A 21606-nucleotide genomic window follows, 5' to 3' on the forward strand; every position below is an offset into this window, starting at 1 on the left:
TTCCTGATGCTTGAACCGTTCGGCCTCGGGCCGGAAAGCGAATGCCTTTACCTGACGATGCTCCGCAACCCCGACGCCGACCTCGGGAAGATCGCGGGCAGCCTGGGGTGGGACGAGAACGGGACGGCGGCGCAGATCGCCAAGCTCGCCGACCTGGGCCTGCTGCGGCCCTCCTGCGACGCGCCGGACCTCTGGTACGCCGTCAGCCCGGAGGTCGGGCTGCAGGACCTGCTGGCCCGGCAGCGGGTCGAACTGGCGCGTAGCCGGAGCCGGATCGAGGAGGGCAACGCGGCGCTCCAGGTGCTCCGCAGCGAGTTCGCCGACCGGCGGCTCACCACGATGGACGTGGAGGAGTTCACCGGCACCGACACGGTCTGCGACCAGGTGTGGCGGCTCTCCCGCGAGGCGCGGCACGAGGTCCTGGCCTTCGTGCCCGGCGGCCCGCAGCCGCCGGAGTCGCTCGCGACCAGCCGCGCGGCCCACCAGGACCTGCGGACGCGCGGCGTCGAGGCCCGGTCGATCTACCTCAACACCGCCCGCAACGACCCGGCGACCCGCACCCACCTGCGGTGGCTCCAGGAACGCGGCGTCGAGGTGCGTACGGTCGCGCTGCTGCCGCCGTGGATGATCCTCTTCGATCAGGAGCACGCGCTGCTCTCGGTCGACCCGGACGACGTCCAGGGCAAGGCCGCGATCCTGCTGTCCGGCCGGGGGACGGCCGCGATCGCGGCGCTGGCCTCGCTGTTCGACCAGTCCTGGCAGCAGGCGGCACCGTTCGGGGCGCCGGTCCGGGAACGGGACCCGGGTGCCGCCGGGGTCGAACTGGCCGGTGACACCAAGGCCGTGCTGCAGCTGCTGCACGAGGGCTACACGGACGAGCAGGCGGGCCGCAAGCTGGGCATCTCCAGCCGGACGGTCGGCCGGATCGCGGGCAAGCTGATGACCCGGCTGGGCGCCCGGAGCCGCTTCCAGGCGGGTGCGCTGGCCTCCCGCGAGGGCTGGCTCGATCAGTGACCGTCCCCGCCGGGGCGGTGCGGAGGGCGCCTGCGGCGGCGGTGCGGGGCGGGCGGACGGGGGACCTGCGGAAAGGGGCGGACAGGGGACCGGCGCAGGCTCCGGGCGGCGTCCCGGGCGCGGTCCTTTGAGCGCCCCCGGCGCCCGTGCCATGCTCGTCGGCATGCTGCGACGCCGGGTCGGGATCGGACTCGTCGGGCGGGACGACGAACTCGGAGACCTGCTCGGCGCGTTGGACCGCGTCCGGACCGGGGAGCCCGCAGCCGTCGTGGTGGTCGGTGAGGCGGGCATCGGCAAGACCCGGCTGATCGAGGAGTTCACGGCCGCCGCCGGGCGTTCCGGCGCGCTGGTGCTGACCGGGCGTTGCGTCGACACCCGGTCGGAGCTGCCCTACCTGCCGTTCGCCGAGCTCGCCCTACAGGCGACGGCGGCCGGCCGGCTGCTCGAACACGAGGGCGTGCTGGGCCTGTTGACCGCCGGACCGGCGGCAGAGGCGGGCGGGCGGCCGCCGAGCCGGGTGCGGATGTTCTCGGCGGTTCTGGCGGCCGTGCGGGAGCTGGCCCGGGAGACGCCGGTGGTGCTGGTGATCGAGGACCTGCACTGGGCCGACCGGTCCAGCCTGGACCTGCTGACGTTCCTGCTGTCCCGGCTGGGCCCCGGGCCCGTGCTGACCGTCGCGAGCCACCGCAGCGACGACCTGGAGCGGTGCCACCCGCTGCGCCGGGTGCTGGCCGAGCTGTACCGGCTGCCGGGCGTGCACCGGCTCGAACTCGCCCCGCTGACCGAGGAGGTGATCCTCGACCTGGTGCGGGCGCTGGCGGCGCCGACGGAGGGCGGACCGCCGCCGGAGGACGCCGAGCTCGACCGCATCGCCCGGCGCTGCGACGGCAACCCGTTCTTCGCCGAGGAGCTGGTCACCGCCGCGACGAGCACCCGGACGGGTACCCGGGCGAGCGTCCGGACGGGCACCTGGACGGGTTCCCGGTCCGTCGGTCCGACCGGCAGCCTGTCGGAGGTCCTGACCGCTCGGGTCGAGCGTCTCGCGGACCCGACCCGGCTGCTGCTCCGCGCCGCCGCCGTGGTCGGCCGCCCGGCGCCGGCCGAAACCCTGGGGGCGCTCGCCGAGCTGGGGGGCGCGAACCTGGACGACGCACTCCAACAGGCCCTGGACCACGGTGTCCTGATCACCGAGGAGCCGCCCGGGACCGTCACCGGCGCCGCGTGGAGCACATCCGTCGAGTGGACCACGTCCGCAGCGCGGACCGCAGCCGTCGAGGGGGCCACGTCCGCCGCGTGGACCGCAGCCGCAGGACCGGCCGGTGCCGTCGGCGCGGTCGCCACCGAGAGCTACGGCTTCCGGCACGCCCTCCTGCGCGAATCGGTGTACGGCGGCCTGCTCCCCGGCCTGCGCGCCCGGCTGCACGCCCGCTGCGCCGCCCTGCTGGAACGGTCCCGGGGCAGCGCCGCCGAGGTGGCCTTCCACGCGCTGGCCGCGCACGACCTCCCGCTGGCGCTGGACGCCAGCGTGCGCGCCGCCCGGGACGCCGCGCACCGGGGTGCGTTCGGCGAGGTGCTGGCGCACGGTGAGCGCGCCCTCGACCTGTGGCCGCGCGTGCCCGACGCGGCCGCCGTCACCGGGACGAGCGCGGTCGGCCTGACCCGGCTGGCCGCGATGGGCGCGGGTGACAGCGGTGAGCCCGAACGGGCCCTGGCGCTGCAGGAGAAGGCCGTCGAACTCGCCGAGGCGGACGGCGATCCGGTGGTCGCGGCGGCCACCCGGCTGCGGTACGGGCTGCGGTTGCTGGAGTTCCCCGGACAGGCCGAACGGGCCGCCCGGCAGGCCGGGATCTCGCTGCGGCTGCTGGCCGCCGGGCCGCCGTCCGCCGACCGGGCCTGGAGCCATGCGCTGCTCGCCCGCGCCCTGCACCGGCTCGGCCGGACGGAGGAGGCGTCCGAGCAGGCCGCGAGCGCCGTCCGGGACGCGCTGGCGGCCGGCGCACAGGCGGCGTTCGCGCCGGGAACGGACCCCTACGGGCCGGAGTGCGACGCGCTGGGTGCGGAGGCCGACGCGCGGATCACGCTGGCCTTCGCCGGGCTGCGCCGGCCCGGCGCCGCCGCGGTCCTGGCCGACATGCGCCAACACGGCGGCGTGTCGGGCCACTTCGGGGTCGAACTGCGGGCGCACTACGGGCTGGGGCTGACCAGGCTGCTGGCCGGTGACCCGGCCGGGGCGGTGGCCGAGTTCGTGGCCGGCGAGGAGCGGGCCGAGCGGACCGGGACCACCTGGAGCGAGTACGGCCTACGGCTGCGGACGGCCCGCGCGGTCGCGCTCTTCCGGGCCGGCGACTGGGCCGGGGCCGGGGCGGCGCTACGGCCGGACCACACCCCTCCGTCGAATCTGATCATCCGTCAACTTTATTCGGCGGAAGCGGTGTTGGTGGCCGCTCGGGGCGAGGAGGTCGATGGGTGCGGCCGGGAACCGGTCCCCCCACACCTCGCACTGCTCGCCGCGCAGGCGCTCGCCGAGGCGGCGCTGTGGCGGGGCCGGCCGGAGGAGGCCGCCGACCTGGTCCGGCGGGCGCTCGACCGGGACCGCGGCGAGGACTCGGCGGCCCGGCGGGCGGAGGAACTGCCGCTGTGCGCGCTCGGCGCGACCGCGTACGGCCGGCTCGGCGACGCCGGGGCGGTGGCCGCGCTCGCGGCCCGGGCCCGCGCGCGGGCCGAGGGCGCGCCGTCCCGCGGCTGGTCGGCCTGGATCGAGGCCGAGCACCGGACCGCGCTCGGCGAGACCACCGCCGAGCAGTGGGCCGCAGTCGCCGAGGCCTTCGCGGCCGGCGACGGCAGCGGTGGAGGCGGCGGCGGAGGCCGTGGAGGTGGCGACCCGTACCGTCGGGCGCAGGCGCTCTGGCGGCGCGCCGAGGTGCTGGTGCGCACCCGCGCGGCGGGCGCCGGCCGCCGAGCCGGCCACGCGACGAGGGCACAGGCGGGCGCAGACCTGGAGCAGGCGGCCCGGATCGCCCGCCGGCTCGGCGCGGCGCCGCTGCTGGCGGCCGTCGAGGACCTGGCCGGACGGATCGGGGTCCGGTCGGCGGGGGCGGCGGGTCGGGTCGCGGAAGCCGGAAACGGACCGCTCACCGAGCGGGAACGCTCGGTGCTCGCCCTGGTGGCCCAGGGCCTCACCAACCGGGAGGTGGGCGAGCGGTTGTTCATCAGCGAGAAGACCGTCAGCGTCCACCTGACCCGGGTGATGGCCAAGCTCGGTGCGGGAAGCCGGACCGAGGCGGTGGACGCCGCCCACCGGCAGCGCCTGCTCGGGCCGCCGTCGCAGTCGTGAACCGCCGCAGTCCTGGTCTGCCGCAGTGCTGAACAGCCGCTGCCCCGAACCGTCGCAGCCCCGAACCGTTGCAGCCCTGGACCGTCGCTGCCCCGAACCGTCGCGCCCGCGAAGGGCCTTCGAGCGGCCCGAACCGTCGCGGCGGGGCGTCCCCTTACCCGGCCCTTACCCCCGCCCGGCGGACACCCGCCGACACGACGTGATCTCCCGATGTGCCGCCCCGCCGTCCGGCCGAGACTGGTCCGCGCCCGCGCATGATCCCCGCGCGGCCACGTGACTCTCCACAGGGGGAAGGACCCATGAAGGAACTGCTCGCCGACGTCACACCGCTGCGGCGGTCCCCAGGCTTCCGGAGACTGTTCGTCGGCCAGTGCCTGACCATGGTGGGCAGCCAGGTGACCCAGGTCGCGGTGCCCTGGCAGGTGTACTCGGTCTCGCACTCCTCCGTCGCCCTCGGCATGGTCGGCCTCGCCGCGCTGCTGCCGATCGTCGTCTTCGGCATCTACGGCGGGGCGATCGCCGACTCGATGGACCGCCGCCGGCTGATCCTGATCACCTCCTCCGGTTCGGCCGCGGTGAGCGTCGCCCTGGTGGTGCAGGCGGTCGCGCACGCCGACAGCCTCTGGCTCCTCTACACCTGCGTCACCGTCCAGGCCGCGTTCTTCGCGATCGACCTGCCGACCCGGCGGGCGCTGCTGCCCCGGCTGGTCGAGCCGGAGGACCTGCCCGCCGCCAACGCCCTGCTGCTGCTGGTCTTCACCGTCGGCATCGTCGGGGGGCCGCTGGCGGCCGGCGCGACGGTCTCCCTCGGCGGGTACGGCGCCGCGTACGCGGTGGACGTGGCCTGCTTCGTGCTCGCCATCACGTTCATCGCCGGACTGCCGGCCGTCCTGCCCGAGGGCGGCGGGCGGCGTGCCGACCTGTCCTCGGTGCTGGAGGGCATCCGGTACCTCAAGTCCCGTCCGGTGCTGTGGATGTGCTACGTCCTGGACCTCAACTCGACGGTCTTCGCGATGCCCACGGCGCTCTTCCCGGTCCTCGCGGTGGAGCGCTTCCACGGCGGCCCGGAACTGGCCGGCTACCTGTCGGCGGCGCTGGCGAGCGGGGCGTTCCTGGGGTCGATGTTCGGCGGCTGGATGCCGAAGGTCCGCCGGCTCGGACGGGCCGCGCTGCTGGCCGTGCTCGCCTGGGGCATCTCGCTGGGGGCACTCGGGCTGGCGGGCTCGCTGTGGCTCGCCATGCTGCTGCTCGCGGTCGCCGGGTACGCCGACACGGTCAGCGCGGTCGAGCGGTCGTCGATCCTGCAGCACGAGACCCCGGACGAACTGCGCGGGCGGACCTCCGGGGTGCTCACGGTGGTCGGCGCCGGCGGGCCGCGGCTCGGTGACGTCCGGGCGGGCCTGGTGGCGGCGGCCTGCGGGCCCGCGGTCGCGGCGGTGGCGGGCGGGGTGGCCTGCGTGGTCGGGGCGCTGGCGCTGGCGAAGGCGGTGCCGGAGTTCACCCGCTACCGGATGGCGGAGGAGGCCGCCGGGGCCGGGGAGGCCGCTGCGGGGACGGTGCCCGCGGATCCGGCCGCGCGAACGGCCCCAGCGGATCCGGCGGCGGGGACGGCGCCCGCGACGCCGCCGTCCGCGGCCGCGCAGCCCGGCGGGACGAAGAGGAGTGAACCGGACGGATCGGGGCAGGCGACCGCCGCACGGTCGTCGGCCACGCCGTAACCGGAATGAGCCGACGACCGGGCGACCGTCAGACCTCCGGGGCTCCGGCCCCGGGGTGCTGGGCCGGGCTGTCGGCGGACAGTCCGGCCCAGCGGGGCTCCCGCCCCTCCGCGAAGGCGCGGGGGCCCTCGACGGCGTCCCGGCTGTGGCGACGCCGCTCCTCCCAGGTGAAGCGGGTGCCGAAGGCTTCGGCGAGCGGCAGGTCGAGCGAGGCCAGGGCGGCCTCCTTGATCGCGTAGAGGGACAGCGGCGCGCAGCGCAGCACGTCCCGTACCCAGGCCTCGGTGCGGGCGTCGAGTTCCTCGGCCGGCACGACCTCGTTCACCAGGCCGAACCGCAGCGCCGCGGCGGCGTCCAACCGCCGGCCGGTCAGCAGGTGGCCCATCGCGGTCTTCAGCGGCAGCTGGCGGACCAGCCGGAACACGCCGCCCGCGCCCGGCATCAGCCCGAGGCCCGCCTCCGGCAGCGCGAACACCGCGCGTTCGGAGGCGATCACCAGGTCGCAGGCGAGGGCGAGTTCGAAGCCGCCGCCGAGCGCGTAGCCGTCCACCCGGGCGATCACGGGCTTGACCAGGCCGAAGCGCTCGGTCAGCCGGGGGTGGCCGGGCAGGCCGCGACTGCCGAAGGAGGTACGCGGTCCGCCCTCGGCGTCGAGCCGGGCGCGTTCGTGCAGGTCCTGGCCGACCGAGAAGGCCCGGTCGCCCGCGCCGGTGAGCACGGCCAGCCGGATCCGGTCGTCGGCCTGGACGTCGTCCCACACCTCGGCCAGTTCGGCGTGGGTGCGCAGGTCCATCGCGTTGAGGACCTCCGGGCGGTCGATGGTGACCCGGGCGACGTGGCCGTCCTTCACGTAGCGCACGCGCGGACGCCCGTGCGCCGCGGGGGCCTTGACCGCCGAACCGTTCGCCGCATCCCCGCTCACGGTGTCGCCGTCCCCGCGCCCGGTTGTGCCGTCCCGGCTCACGGCGTCGCCGTCCCCGCGCCCGGCCGCGCCGAGAAGCGCCCGGCCTTCGCCAGGACGTCCGGGTCGAACAGCCGCAGCGCCTGCTGGAGGGCGAACTCGGCCATGTACCGGCGGAACGCGTCCTCCGGTTCCTCCGCGAGGTTGAGCATCCGCCGGTTGGCCAGTACGGCCGGGCCGCGCAGCGACCGCAGGGCCCGTTCGACGGCTGCGTCCACCTCCTCGGGTTCGACCACCTCGTCGGCCAGCAGCCGGGCGTCGGGCTCGGCGGCGCGGATGCGGCGGCCGCCGAGCACCAGGGAGCGGGACCGCCGGGCGCCCATCGCCCGGCCGAGGCGGAAGTTGGCCGCGCCGGGCACGATGCCCTCCTGGGCGGCGGGCAGGCTGAAGAACGCGTCCGCGGCGGCGATCACGTGGTCGAACACCAGCAGCAGCTGGGCGCCGCCGCCGATGGCGAAGGTGTCGACGGCCGCGACCCACGGTTTCTCCACCGTCCGGCGGTCCCAGCGCGGACGGCCGTCGGGGTGGGCGGCGGTGCCGCGGCCGGGACCGGCGCCGCCGACCGCACCGGCGCCGGGTCCGTCGACGGGGAGCACCCCGCGTATCAGCTTGTGGATGTAGCCCAGTTCGCGCCGCAGCAGGAAGTCGACCAGGGGGATGCCGCCGCCGTGCAGGCTCCTGAGGTTGATGCCCGCGCTGAACACCCGCCGGCCGGCGTACCGGGGGTGGCTCATGACGCCGCCGCGGAGCAGGCCGACCTCGGTGCCCGGGTCGAGCAGGGTGAGGTCGACGGCGGTCTCCATGTCGTCGACCTGGCGCGGGTCCTCGGCGTTGAGGCAGTCCTCCCGGACCATGGTGAGCCGCGCGGCGCCGTCCGTGCGCTCGATCCGGACCGAGCCGAGGTCGGCGCGGCCGGTGGCGGTGAACTCCGGCAGCAGGGCCAGGGCGCGGCCGGTGGGGCGCAGCATGGCGTCCAGCAGGTGGGGGCCGGCGGTGGGCGAGGTGAGGACGTGCCGGAAGAACAGGCCCTGGTCGATCTCCCGGCCTTCCTTCTCGGCCTGCGGCAGGGCGTGTTCGGCTGCCAGCGCCTCGGCGCCGGGTACCAGTCCGGGGAAGGCGAGGGCGGCGTCGGCGGCGAGTTCGGCGATGCGCGGGTGCCGGGTGCGGCCGGCGGTGAGCTCGTCGTGGACGGCGTCGACGTGGGCCGTCAGGAACAGGTGGCGCAGGCCGCGGGCCTCGTCGTGCGCCCGGGCCGCGGTGGCGCGTTCGGCGGGGGTGCGGTGGCCGGGCGGGGGCAGCGCGGCGAGCCTGCCCTCGCAGCGTTCGGCGGCGAGGGCCAGGGCCTTGCGGGCGGAGGGGAGCCCGCCCCGGACGTCGTGGCGGGCGCTCATGCCGTCCCACCGGCCGCCGTCGTGCTGTCCGCCGTGCGCCGCAGGACCCGGTCGCAGGCGGCCAGGTGCACGCCGAGGGCCTCCTCGAAGGTGGTGGTGCCCGCGTCGAACATCAGCTGGCGGCGGATGGCCAGTTCGGCTCCGGACAGGGCCGTGGGCGGTGCTTCGGGCAGGGCCCCGGACAGCGTCCCGAGCCGTTCCGCGGCGGCCGCCAGTGCGCCGGTCACGTCGTCGGAGACCTCGTCGACCAGGTGGACCGACCGGGCCCGGAAGGCGTCGACCGGCTCGCCGAACAGCAGGGCCCGGCGGACGGTCGCGATGCCCGCGCCCTGGCGCGCGAGCCGGTAGAGCGCCATCCCCGGCCAGGTGCCGCTCGCGCCGCCGCCGGTCACCGGCACGACCAGCCGGGCAGTGGTGGTGGCGATCCGGTAGTCGGCGGCGAGCAGGACGTCCAGGGCGGTGCCGCCGCAGTCGCCGTCCGCCACGGCCAGGGTGAGAGCGGGCAGTCGCTCCAGCAGGCGCAGTCCGCGCTCCCACTTGCTCACCAGGCCGACCGTCAGGCCGTCGGTCCAGCCCGGCCCGGGCGCGCCCGCGACGCGCAGCACCAGCCGGGCGCCCGGGCCGCGTTGGACCCGGTCGCAGGCCTGGGCGACGGCGGCCACGGAGGCCGCCGACAGCGGTCGGCTGCCGTCGATCGCGAGGGTCACCACGTCGGTCCCGTCCATGTCCGCCCCTGTTCCCGTCCCTGTCGGCGCGCCGGGCGGCGCGCAGGTCCGCGTGCCTGCCCCCGTCCCGGTCCGCGTGCCTGTCCCTGTCCCGTTCGTCACCACTGCACCAGCGCCGTCTCGATCGTCGAACCCGGGCCCATCGTCATCAGCACGCCGTACTCGCCGGGGCGCACGACCCGTTCGCGCAGCAGGCGTTCGTAGGAGAACAGGAAGGAGCCGCTGGACAGGTTGCCGTAGTCGCGCAGGACGCCGGTGGTGTGGCGGACGTCGTGGCGGGTGAGCCCGAGGTTGAGCCGGACCGCGTCGATGACCTTCTTGCCGCCGGAGTGCACCAGCCACTGGGCGATGTCGCCGCGCCGCAGGCCCGCGCCGGACAGCAGGCCGTCGACGACCCGTTCGGCGTTGGCGCCCACCACGTACGGGATCTCCGGGTCGAGGAAGAAGCTGAACCGAACCTGCTCGTCGTCCCAGTCGTAGCGCATCGCGCCCAGGGCGTCGGTGATGATGCGGCTGGCGAAGGAGAGGATCCGCGGGCCGCGCGGGGCGGTCTCCCCGTCCGGGCCCGCCGCCGGTGCGGCCTCCTCACCCGCGACCACCGCGATCGCGGCCGCGCCGTCGCCGAACAGGCTGTTCACGACGGCTGTGCGCAGGGTGTCGTCGAAGGCGTACGCGGCCGAGCAGGCCTCGGCGCAGACCATCACGGCCACCTGTCCGGGGTGGGCGGCGGCCCACGCGGCGACTGCGTTGAGGGCGTTGAGTCCGGCGTTGCAGCCCATCCCGACGACGTCGACCCGGTGGCAGTCCGGTGCGATTCCGAGCTCGCGGATCAGCAGGGCGGTCAGGCCGGGGGTGAGGTAGCCGGTGGTGGTGACGCAGCACAGGTAGTCGATGTCGCAGAGGCCGAGCCCGGCGTCGGCGAGGCAGTCGAGCAGGGCCCGCGCGCCCATGTCGACGGCCAGCCGGCGGTGCTTGGCGAGCAGTTCGCCCTGGGACTCGGGCAGGCAGCGGCCGCGCTCGTCCCGGGGCGGGAGGGTCAGATGGCGGCGTTCGATGGCGCTGTTCAGGAAGACCGAGCGGACCTTGGGGTCCTCGATCCCGAAGATGTCGAGCAGTTCGCGCTGGGTGTACGACTCGGGCGTCACCGCGGTGCCGACGCCGGTGATGCGCGGCGCGGTCAGGGCGCGGGCCGGACCGGGGACGGCGGCGGGGGCGGGGCCGGGGCCCGGGCCCGCGTCGGGGCCGGGGGCGCGGGACCAGGTGAGGGAGGAGGGGCGGCTCTGGCGGCGGACGGGGTCGGCGGGCGCCGCCGTGTCGACGGGGGCCCCGACGGTGTCGACGGTGCCGGGGGCGCTGACGGTGCTGAGGGTCATCGGTAGGTCCATCCCCACCGGCGGCGGGTGCCGCGCGGTGTCCGGGGGCTGCGGGTACGGTCCGGGCCTGGTGCGCGGTCACGGTCCGGGCCGGGTGTGCGGTCACGGTCGGAACGGGGTGGGCGGGTACGGTCCGGGCGTGGTGCGCGGTCACGGTCCGGGCGGGACGTGAGGGAACCGTCCTGGCGGGTCGTGCCGGTGCGGGTCGTGGGGGTCAACGGAGCGGCCTCCCTCCACCGGACGCCTCCGCCTCGACGAACCGCGCCAGGCGCGCGATCCCCTCGGCGATGTCGTGCTCGGTGAGGTAACTGGTGGACAGGCGGATGCCGTGGGTCCCGCCGCCGTGCGGGTGGAAGTACGACAGCGGCGTCCAGATCACGCCGTACTGCCGGGCCGAGCGGGCCAGCGCCGCGTTGTCGGCGGCGAACGGTACGTCCAGGGCCAGGAAGAACCCGCCCTCGGGGTGGGTCCAGCGCACCCCGAGGGCTTCCCGGCGCGCGGGCGGGAAGCACTCCGCCAGGCGGCGCAGGGTGGCCCGCATGGTGTCGCCGTAGTAGGCGGAGCTCTCGGCGTTGAGCCGGCCGGTGTGGCCGTCGGCGGCGAGCAGCATCCCCGCCACCACGGCCTGGCCGAGCGGGGAGGTGTTCACCGTGACCATGCTCTTGATCTTGGTGAGTTCGGCGGCGAGCAGCCCGGTGCGTCCCGCCCGGTCGGTCACCGGCTGGTCGGCGACGACGTAGCCGACCCGGGCGCCGGGGAACAGCGTCTTGGCGTACGAGCCGAGGTGGACCACCCGGGGGCCGCGGTGGCCGGCCCGTCGGAGGTCGAGGGCTTTGAGCGTGGGCAGCTGCGCCCCGGGGCTGACCATCCGGTACGGGCTGTCCTCCAGCAGGAGCAGGTCCAACTCGTCGGCCAGGTCGAGGAGTCGGTGCCGGGTCGCGAGCGGCACGGTGGTGCCGCGCGGATTGGCGTGGTCCGGGATCAGGTAGCAGGCCCGCGGCCGGCGGCCCCGGGCGCGCTCGGCGAGCACCGCCTCCCGCAGTGCGGCGCAGTCGAAGCCGCCGTCGCGGTCGTGGACCGGCGCGGTCTCGACGTCGAGCACCCGGGCCGCCCCGGCGATGCCGACGTAGCACGGGCTGGCCACCAGCAGCACGTCCTCCGGCCGGGCGTGCAGCGCGCGCACCGCGAGCAGCATCGCCTCCTGGCAGCCGACCGTCACCACCACGGCCTCCGGGGGGACGTCGATCCCCTCGTCCTTGCGCAGCGAGTCGGCGACCAGCTCCCGGATCCGCCCGGCGGTCGGGCCGTACTGGAACAGCGCGTCGCGGACCTGCCCGGGGGAGGCGCCGGTCTCCGCCAAGTGGTCGAGGTAGCGGCGCAGATGGGCGAAGACCTGCTCGACGTCGAAGAAGCCGTCGTACGGTCGGCCGGGGGCGAAGGAGATCGCCTCCGGGTAGCGCGTGGTGATCTCGTTGAGGAAGTTCATCGTGTCCAGCAGTGGATCCGACACGCTGGCGTGCAGGTCGTCGGTGGTCAACACGTCGTTCGCCTCCCGGAGTTGCCCGGAAGTACGGCGGCGATCCGCTCCAGTACGGCGGCGTCCCCGGCGTACGGGTGGTGCGCCCGGGGCCAGTTGACCACCAGGTCGGTGAACCCGAGGTCGGCGAGGAGGCCCGTCGCGTCCTCGAAGGCGGCCGGGGAGTCGAGGACGCCGCCGACCGTCGCGCCGGTGTGCAGCAGCCGGCGCAGCGTCCCAGGGTCCCGCCCGGCCTCCGCGCAGGCCTCGTCCAGCGCGGTCCGCTGCCGGGCGAGCAGCGGCAGCGCCTCGCGGTACGGCAGGGCGTCGAACCGGCCGGGCGTGCCGTTGGTGATCCAGATGTCGGCGTACCCGGCGGCCAGCCGCATCGCCCGCGGGCCCCCGGCGGCCACCGCGAGGGGGACCCGGGGCCGCCGGACGCAGCCGGGACGCATCCGGGCGCCGTGCGCGCCGTAGTAACGGCCGCTGTGGTCGGTGACCGGCCGGCGCAGCAGCAGGTCGGTGAGGTGGACGAACTCGGCGAAGCGGTCGGCCCGTTCGGCCGCGGGGCGGCCCCGGCCGGTCAGCACGGTGCCGTCGTGGCCGCCCGCGCCCGCGCCGAGCCCGCAGACCATCCGGCCGCCGGAGATGTCGTCGATCGTCATGACCTCCTTGGCGAAGGGGACGGGGTGGCGGAACTCGGGTGTGGCGACCAGCGTGCCCAGCTCGATCCGCGAGGTGACGGCGGCTGCGGCGGCCAGGGTCGGCAGACAGCCGAACCAGGGTTCGTCGCGCAGCCACCGCCAGCTCAGGTGGTCGTGCGTCCAGGCGTGGTCGAAGCCCAACTCCTCGGCCCGGAGCCATCGTTCGCGGGCCTCGGGCCAGCGGTGCTCGGGGAGGATCACGATGCCGACGCGCATGACCGCCCCTCCCGCGGGCGCACGGTGGCCGCGGACCCGGCCGTGCCGGCGGTCGGACGCACGACCGGACTCACGACCGGGCCCACGGCCGGACGCACGACCGGGCCCACGACCGGGCTCACGACCGTGCCGGCGGTCGGACGCACGACCGGACTCACGACCGGACGCACGACCGGGCTCACGGCCGGACGCCGGTGACGAGCCCGTGTTCGTACGGGAGGTCCGCGACGGTTCCGACGTCCACGAACCCGGCCCGGCCGAGCCAGCGTTCGTAGTCGTCCGCCGGGTAGGCCATCCCCTGGCCGGTGGCCAGCACGTTGAGGTAGAGCGAGAGCCGTGCGCCGTAGAGGCCGCGCTGCTCGTCGTCGGCCGCGTGGTACCCGTACACCGCGACCCTCCCGCCGGGCGGCAGGGCGTCGAAGGCCTTGGTCAGCAGGGCCAGGATCTGGTCGCCGTCGAAGACCTCCAGGCAGTGGCTGAAGAGCACGCACTGCGCGTCGCGCGGGAACGGGTCGAGGAAGATGTCGCCGGGGTGCAGCGCGACCCGGTCGGCGAGCGGCCCGGCCATCCGGCGGCTGCCGATCTCGGCGACGCCCGGCACGTCGAAGACGGTGAACCGCACGCCGGGGTGGGCGGCGGCCAGCGCCTTGGCGGTGGTGCCGTCGCCGCCGCCGACGTCCAGGACGTGCTCGACGCCGGCCAGGTCCAGGTGGTCGACGATCCCGCTCATCGACCGCAGGGTGAACGCGGTCATCGAGCGGTGCAGCACCTCCTGCAGCTCGGGGCGGTGCTCCAGCCGCTGGTAGAGGGTGGGTTCGGAGCCGGGGTACGCGGCGAGCGCGGTGTTCTCGCCGCTGCGCAGGGCCTCGGTGAGGTGTGCGAACGCCGGGTAGTAGATCCGCTGCCAGCCGGCCAGGATGTCCCCCCAGTCGTCCTCGCCGCCGGACGCGAAGAAGTCCTCGGCGACCGGGGTGTTCCGGTACGCGCCGCCGTCGCGCCGGATCAGCTCGGTGGTGCACAGCGCGAACAGCAGTACCCGCAGCTGGTGCGCGGGCAGGCCGAGGGCGGCCCGGACCTCGTCGAAGGAGGACTTCGGGTGCCGCGACAGGTGCGTGAAGACGCCCAGCTCCGCGCCGGCGACGACGGCGTTGAACAGTGCGGGGCCGTTGGCGATCAGGTGGAAGCGCTCCAGCACCCGGTCCCGGTCGTCGGTGCCGTGCGCAGCGCAGGTGTCCCGGGCATCCCCGGTGTCGTGGGGGTCGCGGGTACCGTGGGGGTCGTGGGGGTCTCGGGTGCCGGTCATCCGAGGTAGTCCTCCGGCCCGCCGTCGCGCACGGTGTCGAGGGTGAAGCAGTGGAACCCGCCGCCGAACAGTCGGCGGTGGCGGTGCACCACCGGGACGACGGTGAAGCGGGCCCGTTCCAGGGTGCGGATCAGCTCCGGGCAGGCGGCGTTGACCAGGACGGTCTCCTCGTCCACCGAGAGCACGTTGAGGTCGATGTACTTGCTGGTGAGGATCAGGTCGTCGTCCTCGTACTGCGGGAAGTTGTTCACCTCCGGCACCGGCGGGACGATCAGGTCCCAGGTGCGCAGCGGCTCGGGCAGCAACTCGGCGACCTGCTCGTTGCGCACCAGCAGCGTGCCGGGCCGCAGCGCGAGCACCATGCTGTCGATGTGGCTGTCGCTGAGCCGGTGGACGCGGTGGAAGCGGAACCGGCCCTCGAAGTGGCGCTCCAGCCAGTCGACGGCGAGGGCGTGGTTGGCGGTGGAGACGTTGACGACCACGTCGCGGCCGAGCCGCAGGCACTGCGCGCCGTCGAACATCATCTCGAAGCCGACGTCGTACGGGGAGGACCGCGGGTTCCGGACCGGCTCGGTCGGGCCGCCGGCCGAGCTGTCGGCGTAGGACGGGTCGAAGGAGGCGTCCGTCATCAGCGGGCGCGGCATGACCGTCCAGCGGGCGCCCGAGGCGAAGTACTCGGCGAACACCGGGGTGAGCAGCTGGGTCTCGAAGTAGCGGGAGCGGATCATCGGCGGCGTCTCGACGATCTCGTCGCCGAGCACCAGGGTGTTGTCCCGCAGGTTGAGCGGCGGTACGACGGCGGCCGACCACGCCGGGGTGCGCACCTCGACGGTGGCCTTGTCCAGCGGCAGCGGGCGCAGCACCTTCACGCCGAGGGAGCGCAGGGTGGCGGCGATGCCCTCGATGTCCTCGGTGAGCTCGTCGACGTAGCGCTGCTTGATCGGCGACTGGCCGGTGCGGCTGTCGGCTCCACCGGCCCCGACAGCCCCACCGGCCCCGCCGGCGCCGTCACCGGCGGGCCGGTCGTCGGCTCCCGGGGCGGTGAGCCGGGGGTAGTACCACTCGGAACGGACCAGGTTGTCGTGGTGGAAGAGGTCGAAGGAGAGCTCGCGCTCGTGCGAGGTGTAGTTCTCGGCCGAGCCGACGACCACCTCGCGCAGCCTCGACCACTCGTCGTAGCTGTTCAGCGGTGCCATGGTTGATCCTCCGTCGGGTGCGGCGTCAGGCCGCGGTGGGCAGGAACAGGGACTCGACCCGCTCGCGGACGGCCTCGGCGGCCTCGAAGTCCTCGGCGATCGCACAGAACCGCACGGTGCCGTCGGCGTGGCTGAACGCCTTCACCAGGACGACGCCGGTGCGCGTGGTCCGGTCGTAGGCGAGGCCGGCCTCGGCGAGCTTGTCGGCGGCGGCCCGGAACGAGGGCACCGGCCACCTGCAGTACTCCACGAGCACCCGGCTGTCGGCGTAGTCCGGGCCGACCAGCTGGCGGCCGATGACGGTGTAGATGTGCGTGGAGCCGGTGATCCGCCCGTTGTACTCGGTGAACATCACCTCGCCGTCGGCGGTCACGATGGCGTCGGCGCAGAACTGGCCGCGGAAGCCCATCATCCGCAGCGCCTCGCACAACCGGCCGCCGGCGGCGACCAGTTCGGGCAGCGCGCGGGGCGGCAGCGCGGGGGAGGGGATGACCTGGGCGTTGGCGACCGGCGCGGAGAGCATCTCGCCGTGCTCGGAGAAGACCGGGCCGTCGTCGGTGATGACGAACTCCACGAAGATGCCGCGGCTGTCGGGGACGTAGCGCTCTACCACGGCCGGGTAGCGGCTGCCGTTGGTGGCCCAGTCCCAGCGCTCGTCCAGGTAGGCGCGGATCGCGGCGCGGTCGGGGAGGACGAGGACCCGCTCGGCACCGACCGGGCGGTAGCCGTCGACGGGGCTGACGATCTCGTTGCCCAGGCCGCCGCAGGAGTAGTCGCGCTTGACCATCGCCGGGTGGCCCTTGGCGAACAGGCCGGCGATGACCTCCTCCGCGTCGACCCTGTTGGTGCAGACCCCGCCCTCCGGCAGCGGCACGCCGGACCCGGCCGCGACGGCGCGGAAGACCGCCTTGCTGTTGAGGAGCATCCCGCCGCCCTGGCCGACGAAGGCGTGGCCCGGGACGGCCTCCAGGAAGCCGAGCGCGCGGCCCAGTTCGACCACCGAGGCCTCCGGCGTCAGCGGGACGACGGCCTCCACCGGCCGGTCGGCGATGGCCTTGGCGAGGTCCTCGCGGAACCCGGGGTTCGCCAGCCGGTCGGCGGTGAGCAGGTCGGTCCCGGCGGCGCCGGGAGGCGGCACCAGCACCTGGAAGGCGGAGCGCGGGGTGCCGGTCAGGGCGGTGATGTAGTCGACCAGCTCCTCCTCCGGCTCCTGCGGCAGGACGACGATGTCGTCCGGCTGCGCGAACCAGATGAGCAGTTGGGCGGAGGCGGCGGCCGTCTTCAGGTGCGCCTGCGGCAGTAGCACCGGGTCGCCGGCGAGTTCGTCGGTGAAGCAGTTGCCGATCAGCAGCCGGGGCATGGCGGTCTTCCTTCCGGGGAGGTACGTGCGGGACGTGTGCGGCGGGAGAGAGACACGGGCGGGACGCGGGCGGGAGGAGCGGTGCAGGGCGCTGTGCTTCCGGGGGAGACGGGCCGGGGCAGTGGGACGTGGCCCGTGGGCCCGGGGGACTACGGACGGACGTAGACGCCCTGCTCCTCGTACGCCCGGATCCGGGCGCGGTCGCGGTCGACCGTGGCGAGCGACGGCGCGGCGAGGTAGACGTAGCCGGGGACGGTGGCCAGGTCGACGGTCTGCGGCACGGGCTGCCCGGTGGCGAGCGGTGCGCTGAGTTCCACGAAGGACTCCAGTGCGCGGTAGTGCTCCTGCCAGGCGTCCGAACCGGCCACTCCGGCCCGGTGGTTGGACAGGTAGACCTGGCGCAGCTCGTGCGACCAGCGCAGGTCCTCGTCCGGGAAGGCCGCGAAGGCCGCCGGGTCGGTCAGGGCGAGGGCGTACAGGTGGACGTGGGACGTGCCGAGGTACTTCTCGTGCACCCAGGGGTGGATGGAGCCCATCAGCCGGGCGCCGGTCTCGATCAGCACCGGTCCGGCCGGGGTGAGCATCACCTCGCTGTGCGCGGCGCCGTGGGCGATGCCGAGCGCGGTGACGGCCTCCTTGGTGTACGCCACCACCTCCTCGCCCCGCGGGTCGGAGCGCGGGACCGGCTCGTGGTAGTCGTACACCGGCGAGCCGTGCGGGCCCTTGTCCTTGGCACACCTGAGGATCTCGGCGACCTTGTGCACGCCGTCCCGGGAGACGGTGTTGACGATGTACTCGTCGCCCTCCAGGTAGTCCTGGACGAGCACCGCCCGGTTGGGCGCGCCGATGAAGTTCGGCCGGCCGAGGACGTCCCCGGCGGCCTCGCGGACCTCCGTCGCGGTGCCGCAGATCCGCACGCCGTCGGTCGCGGCGCTGGCGAGCGGCTTGACCACGACGGTCGTGCCGCCGTTGGCCGTGAACCAGGCCGCCGCACCGTCGGCGGTGGTGGCGAGCGTGCCGGAGGGGGCGGCCAGCCCGGCCGCGCGCAACAGTTCCGCCATCCGCGCCTTGTCCCGCCTGGCGGGCGCGGTGCGGACGTCGTTGCCGGGCAGGCCGAGCCGGTGGCCCAGGGTGTCGGCGAGGACCACCCCGGACTCGCCGCCCGCGATCACCCGGTCCACCGCCAGCCGGCGCAGCGCCGCCACCGCCTCGTCCTCCGGCAGGTGGCCGAGGTCGACGGCGTAGGCGCCGGGGTCGAAGCCGCGGGTGTAGGAGTCCCGGAACGCCGGCTGGGTGCGCAGGTGGACGCAGTCCACGGCGTGCTCGGCGAGCTGCCGCACCAGGATCCGGGAGGTGGAGAAGCCGTCCACTACGGCGACGCGCATGCGGGCTCCTCCTACGCGGGCGGTGCGGGGCGGTCCGCCGTCACCGGGCGGATGTTCTGGTTGTGGTGCAGCACGTTGTGCGGGTCGTACGTCTCCTTCACGGCGGCCAGCCGCCGGTAGCGGGCGTCCCCGTAGACCTCCCGCACCTTGTCGGCGCGCTCGTCCACCAGGTAGTTGACGTAGCCGCCGGTGTGGCTCCACGGGTCGAGCCGTTCCACGGAGCGCCTGGTCCACGCGATGTTCCCGGCGTCCTCCTGCGGCCCGGTCCACTGGGCGGAGACGGTGTGGATGAACGGCGCGTCCCGGTTGGGGAAGGCGCTGTCCTCGTCGGGGACGTCGGCGATCGCGCCGCGCAGGTACTCGAAGTTGATCGAGGACAGCGGGGAGGGCATCGCGGCCAGCGAGTCGGCCATTTCGACGGTGGCCTGCGGCGGGATGTCGGTGAGGTAGCGGGTCTTGGTGAAGTAGCGGTTGCCGTCCGGCCGTTCGTGGTCGCCGCCGCTCTGCAGCCGCCGGTGGGAGAGCTCTCCGCCGGTCGAGGCGGCGGGGCGCAGCGCGGCGAACAGCGGTTCGGAGGCGGCCTGGGGGGGGGGGGGGGGGCGCGCCCCCCCCCCCCGCCCCGGGGGGGGGGGGGGCGGGCCGCGCGCGGCGGCGCGCCGCGCGGGCGGGTGGCAGCCGCGCCGGCGCGGGGGGGGGGGGCCCCCCGCGCCCCAACCCGGGGCCGGGCGCCCCCCCCCGCCCCCCCGCCCCCCCCCCACCACACCGCCGTCAGGTAGAGGGCGGGCCGGCCGCGCAGCTCTTCGGGCAGCCAGGTCTCGTGACCTCCGTACTGGCCCGCGACCTTGAGCGCGCCGGCCACGTGCAGGTCCGCCGAGAGCTCGCCCGAGAACGCCCGGTAGTGGGCCAACGCCGTTTCGGCGTCCGCGAGTTCGTACACCGCAGTGCGGCGGTGCACCGGGACGGCCGGCCGCAGCCGCAGTGTGAACCGGGTGACGATGCCGAAGTTCCCGCCGCCGCCGCGCAGTGCCCACAGCAGCTCGTGGTGGTCCCGCTCGGTCGCCTCGACCACCGAGCCGTCGGCCAGCACGACCTGGGCGGCCAGCAGGTGGTCGCAGGTCAGGCCCCAGCGGCGGCTGAGCCAGCCGTACCCGCCGCCGAGCGTGAGCCCGGCCAGGCCGGTGCGCGAGATGATGCCGGTGGGGCAGACCAGCCGGTGCGGCTCGGTCGCCGCGTCGAGGTCGCCGAGCAGGCAGCCGCCCTGCGCCCGGGCGGTCCGGGCGGCCGGGTCGACCTCGATACCGCGCATCGGGGACAGGTCGATCAGCACGGCGCCGTCGGCCACCGCCGTCCCGGCCACGTTGTGCCCGCCGCCGCGCACCGTCACCGGCAGGCCCGCCCCGGCGGCGAAGCGCAGGCCCCGGCGGACGTCGGCGACCGAGCGGCAGCGGACGATGTGCGCCGGACGGCGGTCGTGCATGCCGTTCCAGACCCGTCGGGCCTGCTCGTAGCCGGGGTTGCCGGGGCGCAGCCAGGTGCCGTCCAGGGCGGGCACGGTGCGGCGCGGGCGCGTGGCGCGTCCGGTGTGCGCGGTCATCGCAGGGTCACCCCGCCCCAGTCGAAGTCGATCTCGTCCAGCGCGCCCAGATCGGTGCAGAGGCGGTGCAGCGCGCTGTAGTCCTGGACGAGCATGGTGCGTCCCTGGTCCTGTTCGACGTCGCGCATCATCTGCTCGCCGCCCGCCACGCCGACCAGTCGGACCACCCGGCGCCAGGTGGTGAAGTCGTTGGCGCCGAACGCGCGCATGCCGTCGCCCACGGCGTCCAGGAAGTAGGCCCGGCGTTCGGTGTCCAGTCCTGCGCAGACCTCCTTGGCGACCTCCGCGGAGATCGAGGAGTGGCAGTACTCGTCGCGGTTGTGCAGGGTCGCGGTGACCCGGTTCACCGGCTGCACGCGGGGGTCGTCGGCGATCAGGCCGAGGTAGGCGTTGATGGACAGCTCCGACACGGTGGCGAAGGCCAGCGTGGTCAGTTCCCGCTGCCAGCGGTGCCCGGCGCCGCTCAGCCGTTCGGCGTGCCGGCGGGCCTTGCGCGCCAACGGCAGTTCGGCCTCCGGGAGGTGCCAGCCGCGCCGGCGCCTGGTCACCGCACTGGCGTTGAGGTGCATGAGGGTGTGGTACTGCTCGTCCACCATGGCCTGGGTCGCGGCCAGGACGGAGGTCTCGGACAGCCCGGTGCCGAAGGCGTCCCGGGCGATCAGCTCGAAGCCCGGGTTCACCACCCGCTGCTCGTTGTCCATCACGTTCTTGTTGAACGCCACCCAGGCCCAGGCGAGCAGCCGGGCCCGCTGCTCCTCGTCGAGCGCGAGGTAGGCGGGGTGGTCGTGGAAGGGCAGCAGGTGTTCGGGGTAGTCCGGCCGCGCGGGCTCGAACAGCTCGTCCAGGTCGGGTTCGTCGCGCTTGACGGTGGCCCGCCGGGCCCAGTTGCCGGCCAGCCGGGCGATGACGGCGTTCTCGACGGGGTCGGCCGGGTCGTGCTCCGGCAGGTGCGGGGCCGGGCCCGGGTGCGGGTGCCGCGGCGGGTGCGCGTACGGCTGTGGCTGTGGGTGGCCGGGGTCGGCGGCCGGAAGGTGGGCCATGGCGTGCGTCCTCTCGGGGAGCCTCCTGGGGGACCGCTGGCGTACCGCGGACGCTTCACCAGGTGCCGGCGAGTACGGCCTTCTCGTACGCCTCGCCGTAACGCCGGTCGGGCCAGGCGTTGTAGGCGAGCAGGAAGAGGTCCCGGTGCCCCTCCTGGCCGCGCGGCGCGGCGATGTCGGTGGCGTAGTGCCGCATCCTCCGGTCGTCGAGGACGACGGCCTCCCCGGGCTGCAGTACCGTCCGCGCGAAGGGCTCGTCGTCGTCCATCGGCATCAACTGGGTCTCGCCGCCGGTGATGTTGGCCCGGCCGATCACGGCGATCACGCTGAAGGTGTGCCCGTCCTGATGCGGTCCTTCCGGCACCGAGACGCCGCGGGTGCTGTCGTCCGAGACGATGCGCCACTGGTGCACGTCGACCTGCCAGGCGGTGGCGGTGTCCAGCGGCACTTCCTCCGCGCCGGCCCGCACCAGGGGGGCGGGGTCGATCCGCAGCGGTTCGAAGTCGCGCAGCTGCCCGCCGGTGACGCCGTTGAACTGGGTCGCCTGGCAGAACGGGCGGTGCGGCAGCAGCTCCAACTGCCAGCCGCCGCCGCTGTCGTGGGCGATCCGGTACTGGGAGAACCGGCGGTGACGGAACTTGCCGTCGCAGTACCGGTCGAGAGGGAGGGTCGGGAACTCCCGGAGGACGGAGGCGTCCAGCTCCGGGACGGAGAAGAACTGGTAGTGCCGATCGTTGAGCGCCATGCGAAAGCCAGCCATTCTGTGGGGTGTCAGT

16 protein-coding genes and 1 pseudogene are annotated in these 21606 nt (G+C 75.0%); 3 read left to right on the plus strand and 14 right to left on the minus strand.

Annotated elements, in window-relative coordinates; genetic code table 11:
* Positions 1-57 precede the first annotated feature (57 nt).
* The 3 genes from ACFV0O_RS09575 (at position 58) to ACFV0O_RS09585 (ending at position 6066) form a co-directional block, all read left to right on the plus strand.
* Positions 58-1014: a LuxR C-terminal-related transcriptional regulator gene (locus ACFV0O_RS09575; protein WP_380338644.1), complete on the plus strand. Its 957-nt coding sequence runs from the start codon at positions 58-60 to the stop codon at positions 1012-1014.
* A 163-nt stretch (positions 1015-1177) separates the two neighbouring features.
* Positions 1178-4348 (plus strand): AAA family ATPase, encoded by a 3171-nt coding sequence (locus tag ACFV0O_RS09580; protein ID WP_380338647.1) that lies wholly within the window; start codon positions 1178-1180, stop codon positions 4346-4348.
* Between the two features lie 299 nt (positions 4349-4647).
* Entirely contained in the window at positions 4648-6066 is a 1419-nt protein-coding gene (locus ACFV0O_RS09585) for an MFS transporter (RefSeq protein WP_380338650.1), read from the plus strand.
* A gap of 28 nt (positions 6067-6094) precedes the next feature.
* On the opposite strand, the gene dpgD is transcribed toward ACFV0O_RS09585, so the two are convergent.
* The 14 genes and pseudogenes from dpgD to ACFV0O_RS09655 form a co-directional block, all read right to left on the minus strand.
* Positions 6095-6988, minus strand: coding sequence for an enoyl-CoA-hydratase DpgD (gene dpgD, locus ACFV0O_RS09590; protein ID WP_380338653.1), 894 nt, complete (start codon positions 6986-6988; stop codon positions 6095-6097).
* 38 nt (positions 6989-7026) lie between these two features.
* Positions 7027-8418: an enoyl-CoA hydratase/isomerase family protein gene (locus ACFV0O_RS09595; protein WP_380338656.1), complete on the minus strand. Its 1392-nt coding sequence runs from the start codon at positions 8416-8418 to the stop codon at positions 7027-7029.
* Positions 8415-9143 carry an enoyl-CoA-hydratase DpgB gene (gene dpgB / locus ACFV0O_RS09600; protein ID WP_380338659.1) on the minus strand — a complete coding sequence of 243 codons (729 nt, stop codon included), beginning with the start codon at positions 9141-9143 and terminating at the stop codon, positions 8415-8417. Before dpgB ends, ACFV0O_RS09595 begins: the two co-directional genes overlap by 4 nt.
* Before the next feature lie 98 nt (positions 9144-9241).
* Entirely contained in the window at positions 9242-10516 is a 1275-nt protein-coding gene (gene dpgA / locus ACFV0O_RS09605; RefSeq protein WP_380338662.1) for a 3,5-dihydroxyphenylacetyl-CoA synthase DpgA, read from the minus strand.
* Positions 10517-10730: 214 nt separating this feature from the next.
* Positions 10731-12002, minus strand: a complete 1272-nt coding sequence (locus tag ACFV0O_RS09610) for a PLP-dependent aminotransferase family protein (RefSeq protein WP_380338761.1) — start codon at positions 12000-12002, stop codon at positions 10731-10733.
* A gap of 47 nt (positions 12003-12049) precedes the next feature.
* Positions 12050-12952: an LLM class flavin-dependent oxidoreductase gene (locus ACFV0O_RS09615; RefSeq protein WP_380338664.1), complete on the minus strand. Its 903-nt coding sequence runs from the start codon at positions 12950-12952 to the stop codon at positions 12050-12052.
* A gap of 178 nt (positions 12953-13130) precedes the next feature.
* Positions 13131-14255 (minus strand): methyltransferase, encoded by a 1125-nt coding sequence (locus ACFV0O_RS09620; protein ID WP_380338667.1) that lies wholly within the window; start codon positions 14253-14255, stop codon positions 13131-13133.
* Positions 14252-15451 (minus strand): glycine amidinotransferase, encoded by a 1200-nt coding sequence (locus tag ACFV0O_RS09625; RefSeq protein WP_380338670.1) that lies wholly within the window; start codon positions 15449-15451, stop codon positions 14252-14254. Before ACFV0O_RS09625 ends, ACFV0O_RS09620 begins: the two co-directional genes overlap by 4 nt.
* A gap of 25 nt (positions 15452-15476) precedes the next feature.
* The gene (locus ACFV0O_RS09630) at positions 15477-16811 is read right to left on the minus strand and encodes a peptide ligase PGM1-related protein (RefSeq protein WP_380338673.1); all 1335 of its coding nucleotides are present in this window, start codon (positions 16809-16811) and stop codon (positions 15477-15479) included.
* Positions 16812-16960: 149 nt separating this feature from the next.
* On the minus strand, positions 16961-18196 hold the full coding sequence (locus tag ACFV0O_RS09635) for an ATP-grasp domain-containing protein (RefSeq protein ID WP_380338676.1): 1236 nt from the start codon (positions 18194-18196) through the stop codon (positions 16961-16963).
* A gap of 11 nt (positions 18197-18207) precedes the next feature.
* Entirely contained in the window at positions 18208-18609 is a 402-nt protein-coding gene (locus tag ACFV0O_RS09640) for a BBE domain-containing protein (protein ID WP_380338678.1), read from the minus strand.
* A gap of 704 nt (positions 18610-19313) precedes the next feature.
* Positions 19314-19790: pseudogene (locus tag ACFV0O_RS09645) on the minus strand (FAD-binding oxidoreductase); the annotation flags it as partial.
* Positions 19787-20830: a diiron oxygenase gene (locus ACFV0O_RS09650; protein ID WP_380338681.1), complete on the minus strand. Its 1044-nt coding sequence runs from the start codon at positions 20828-20830 to the stop codon at positions 19787-19789. The gene ACFV0O_RS09650 and the pseudogene ACFV0O_RS09645, both read right to left, overlap by 4 nt.
* Before the next feature lie 55 nt (positions 20831-20885).
* On the minus strand, positions 20886-21575 hold the full coding sequence (locus ACFV0O_RS09655) for a 2OG-Fe dioxygenase family protein (RefSeq protein ID WP_380338684.1): 690 nt from the start codon (positions 21573-21575) through the stop codon (positions 20886-20888).
* Positions 21576-21606 lie beyond the last annotated feature (31 nt).

It is taken from the genome of Kitasatospora sp. NPDC059577 (genome assembly GCF_042735475.1).
In the GTDB taxonomy this organism is placed as follows: Bacteria; Actinomycetota; Actinomycetes; order Streptomycetales; family Streptomycetaceae; genus Kitasatospora.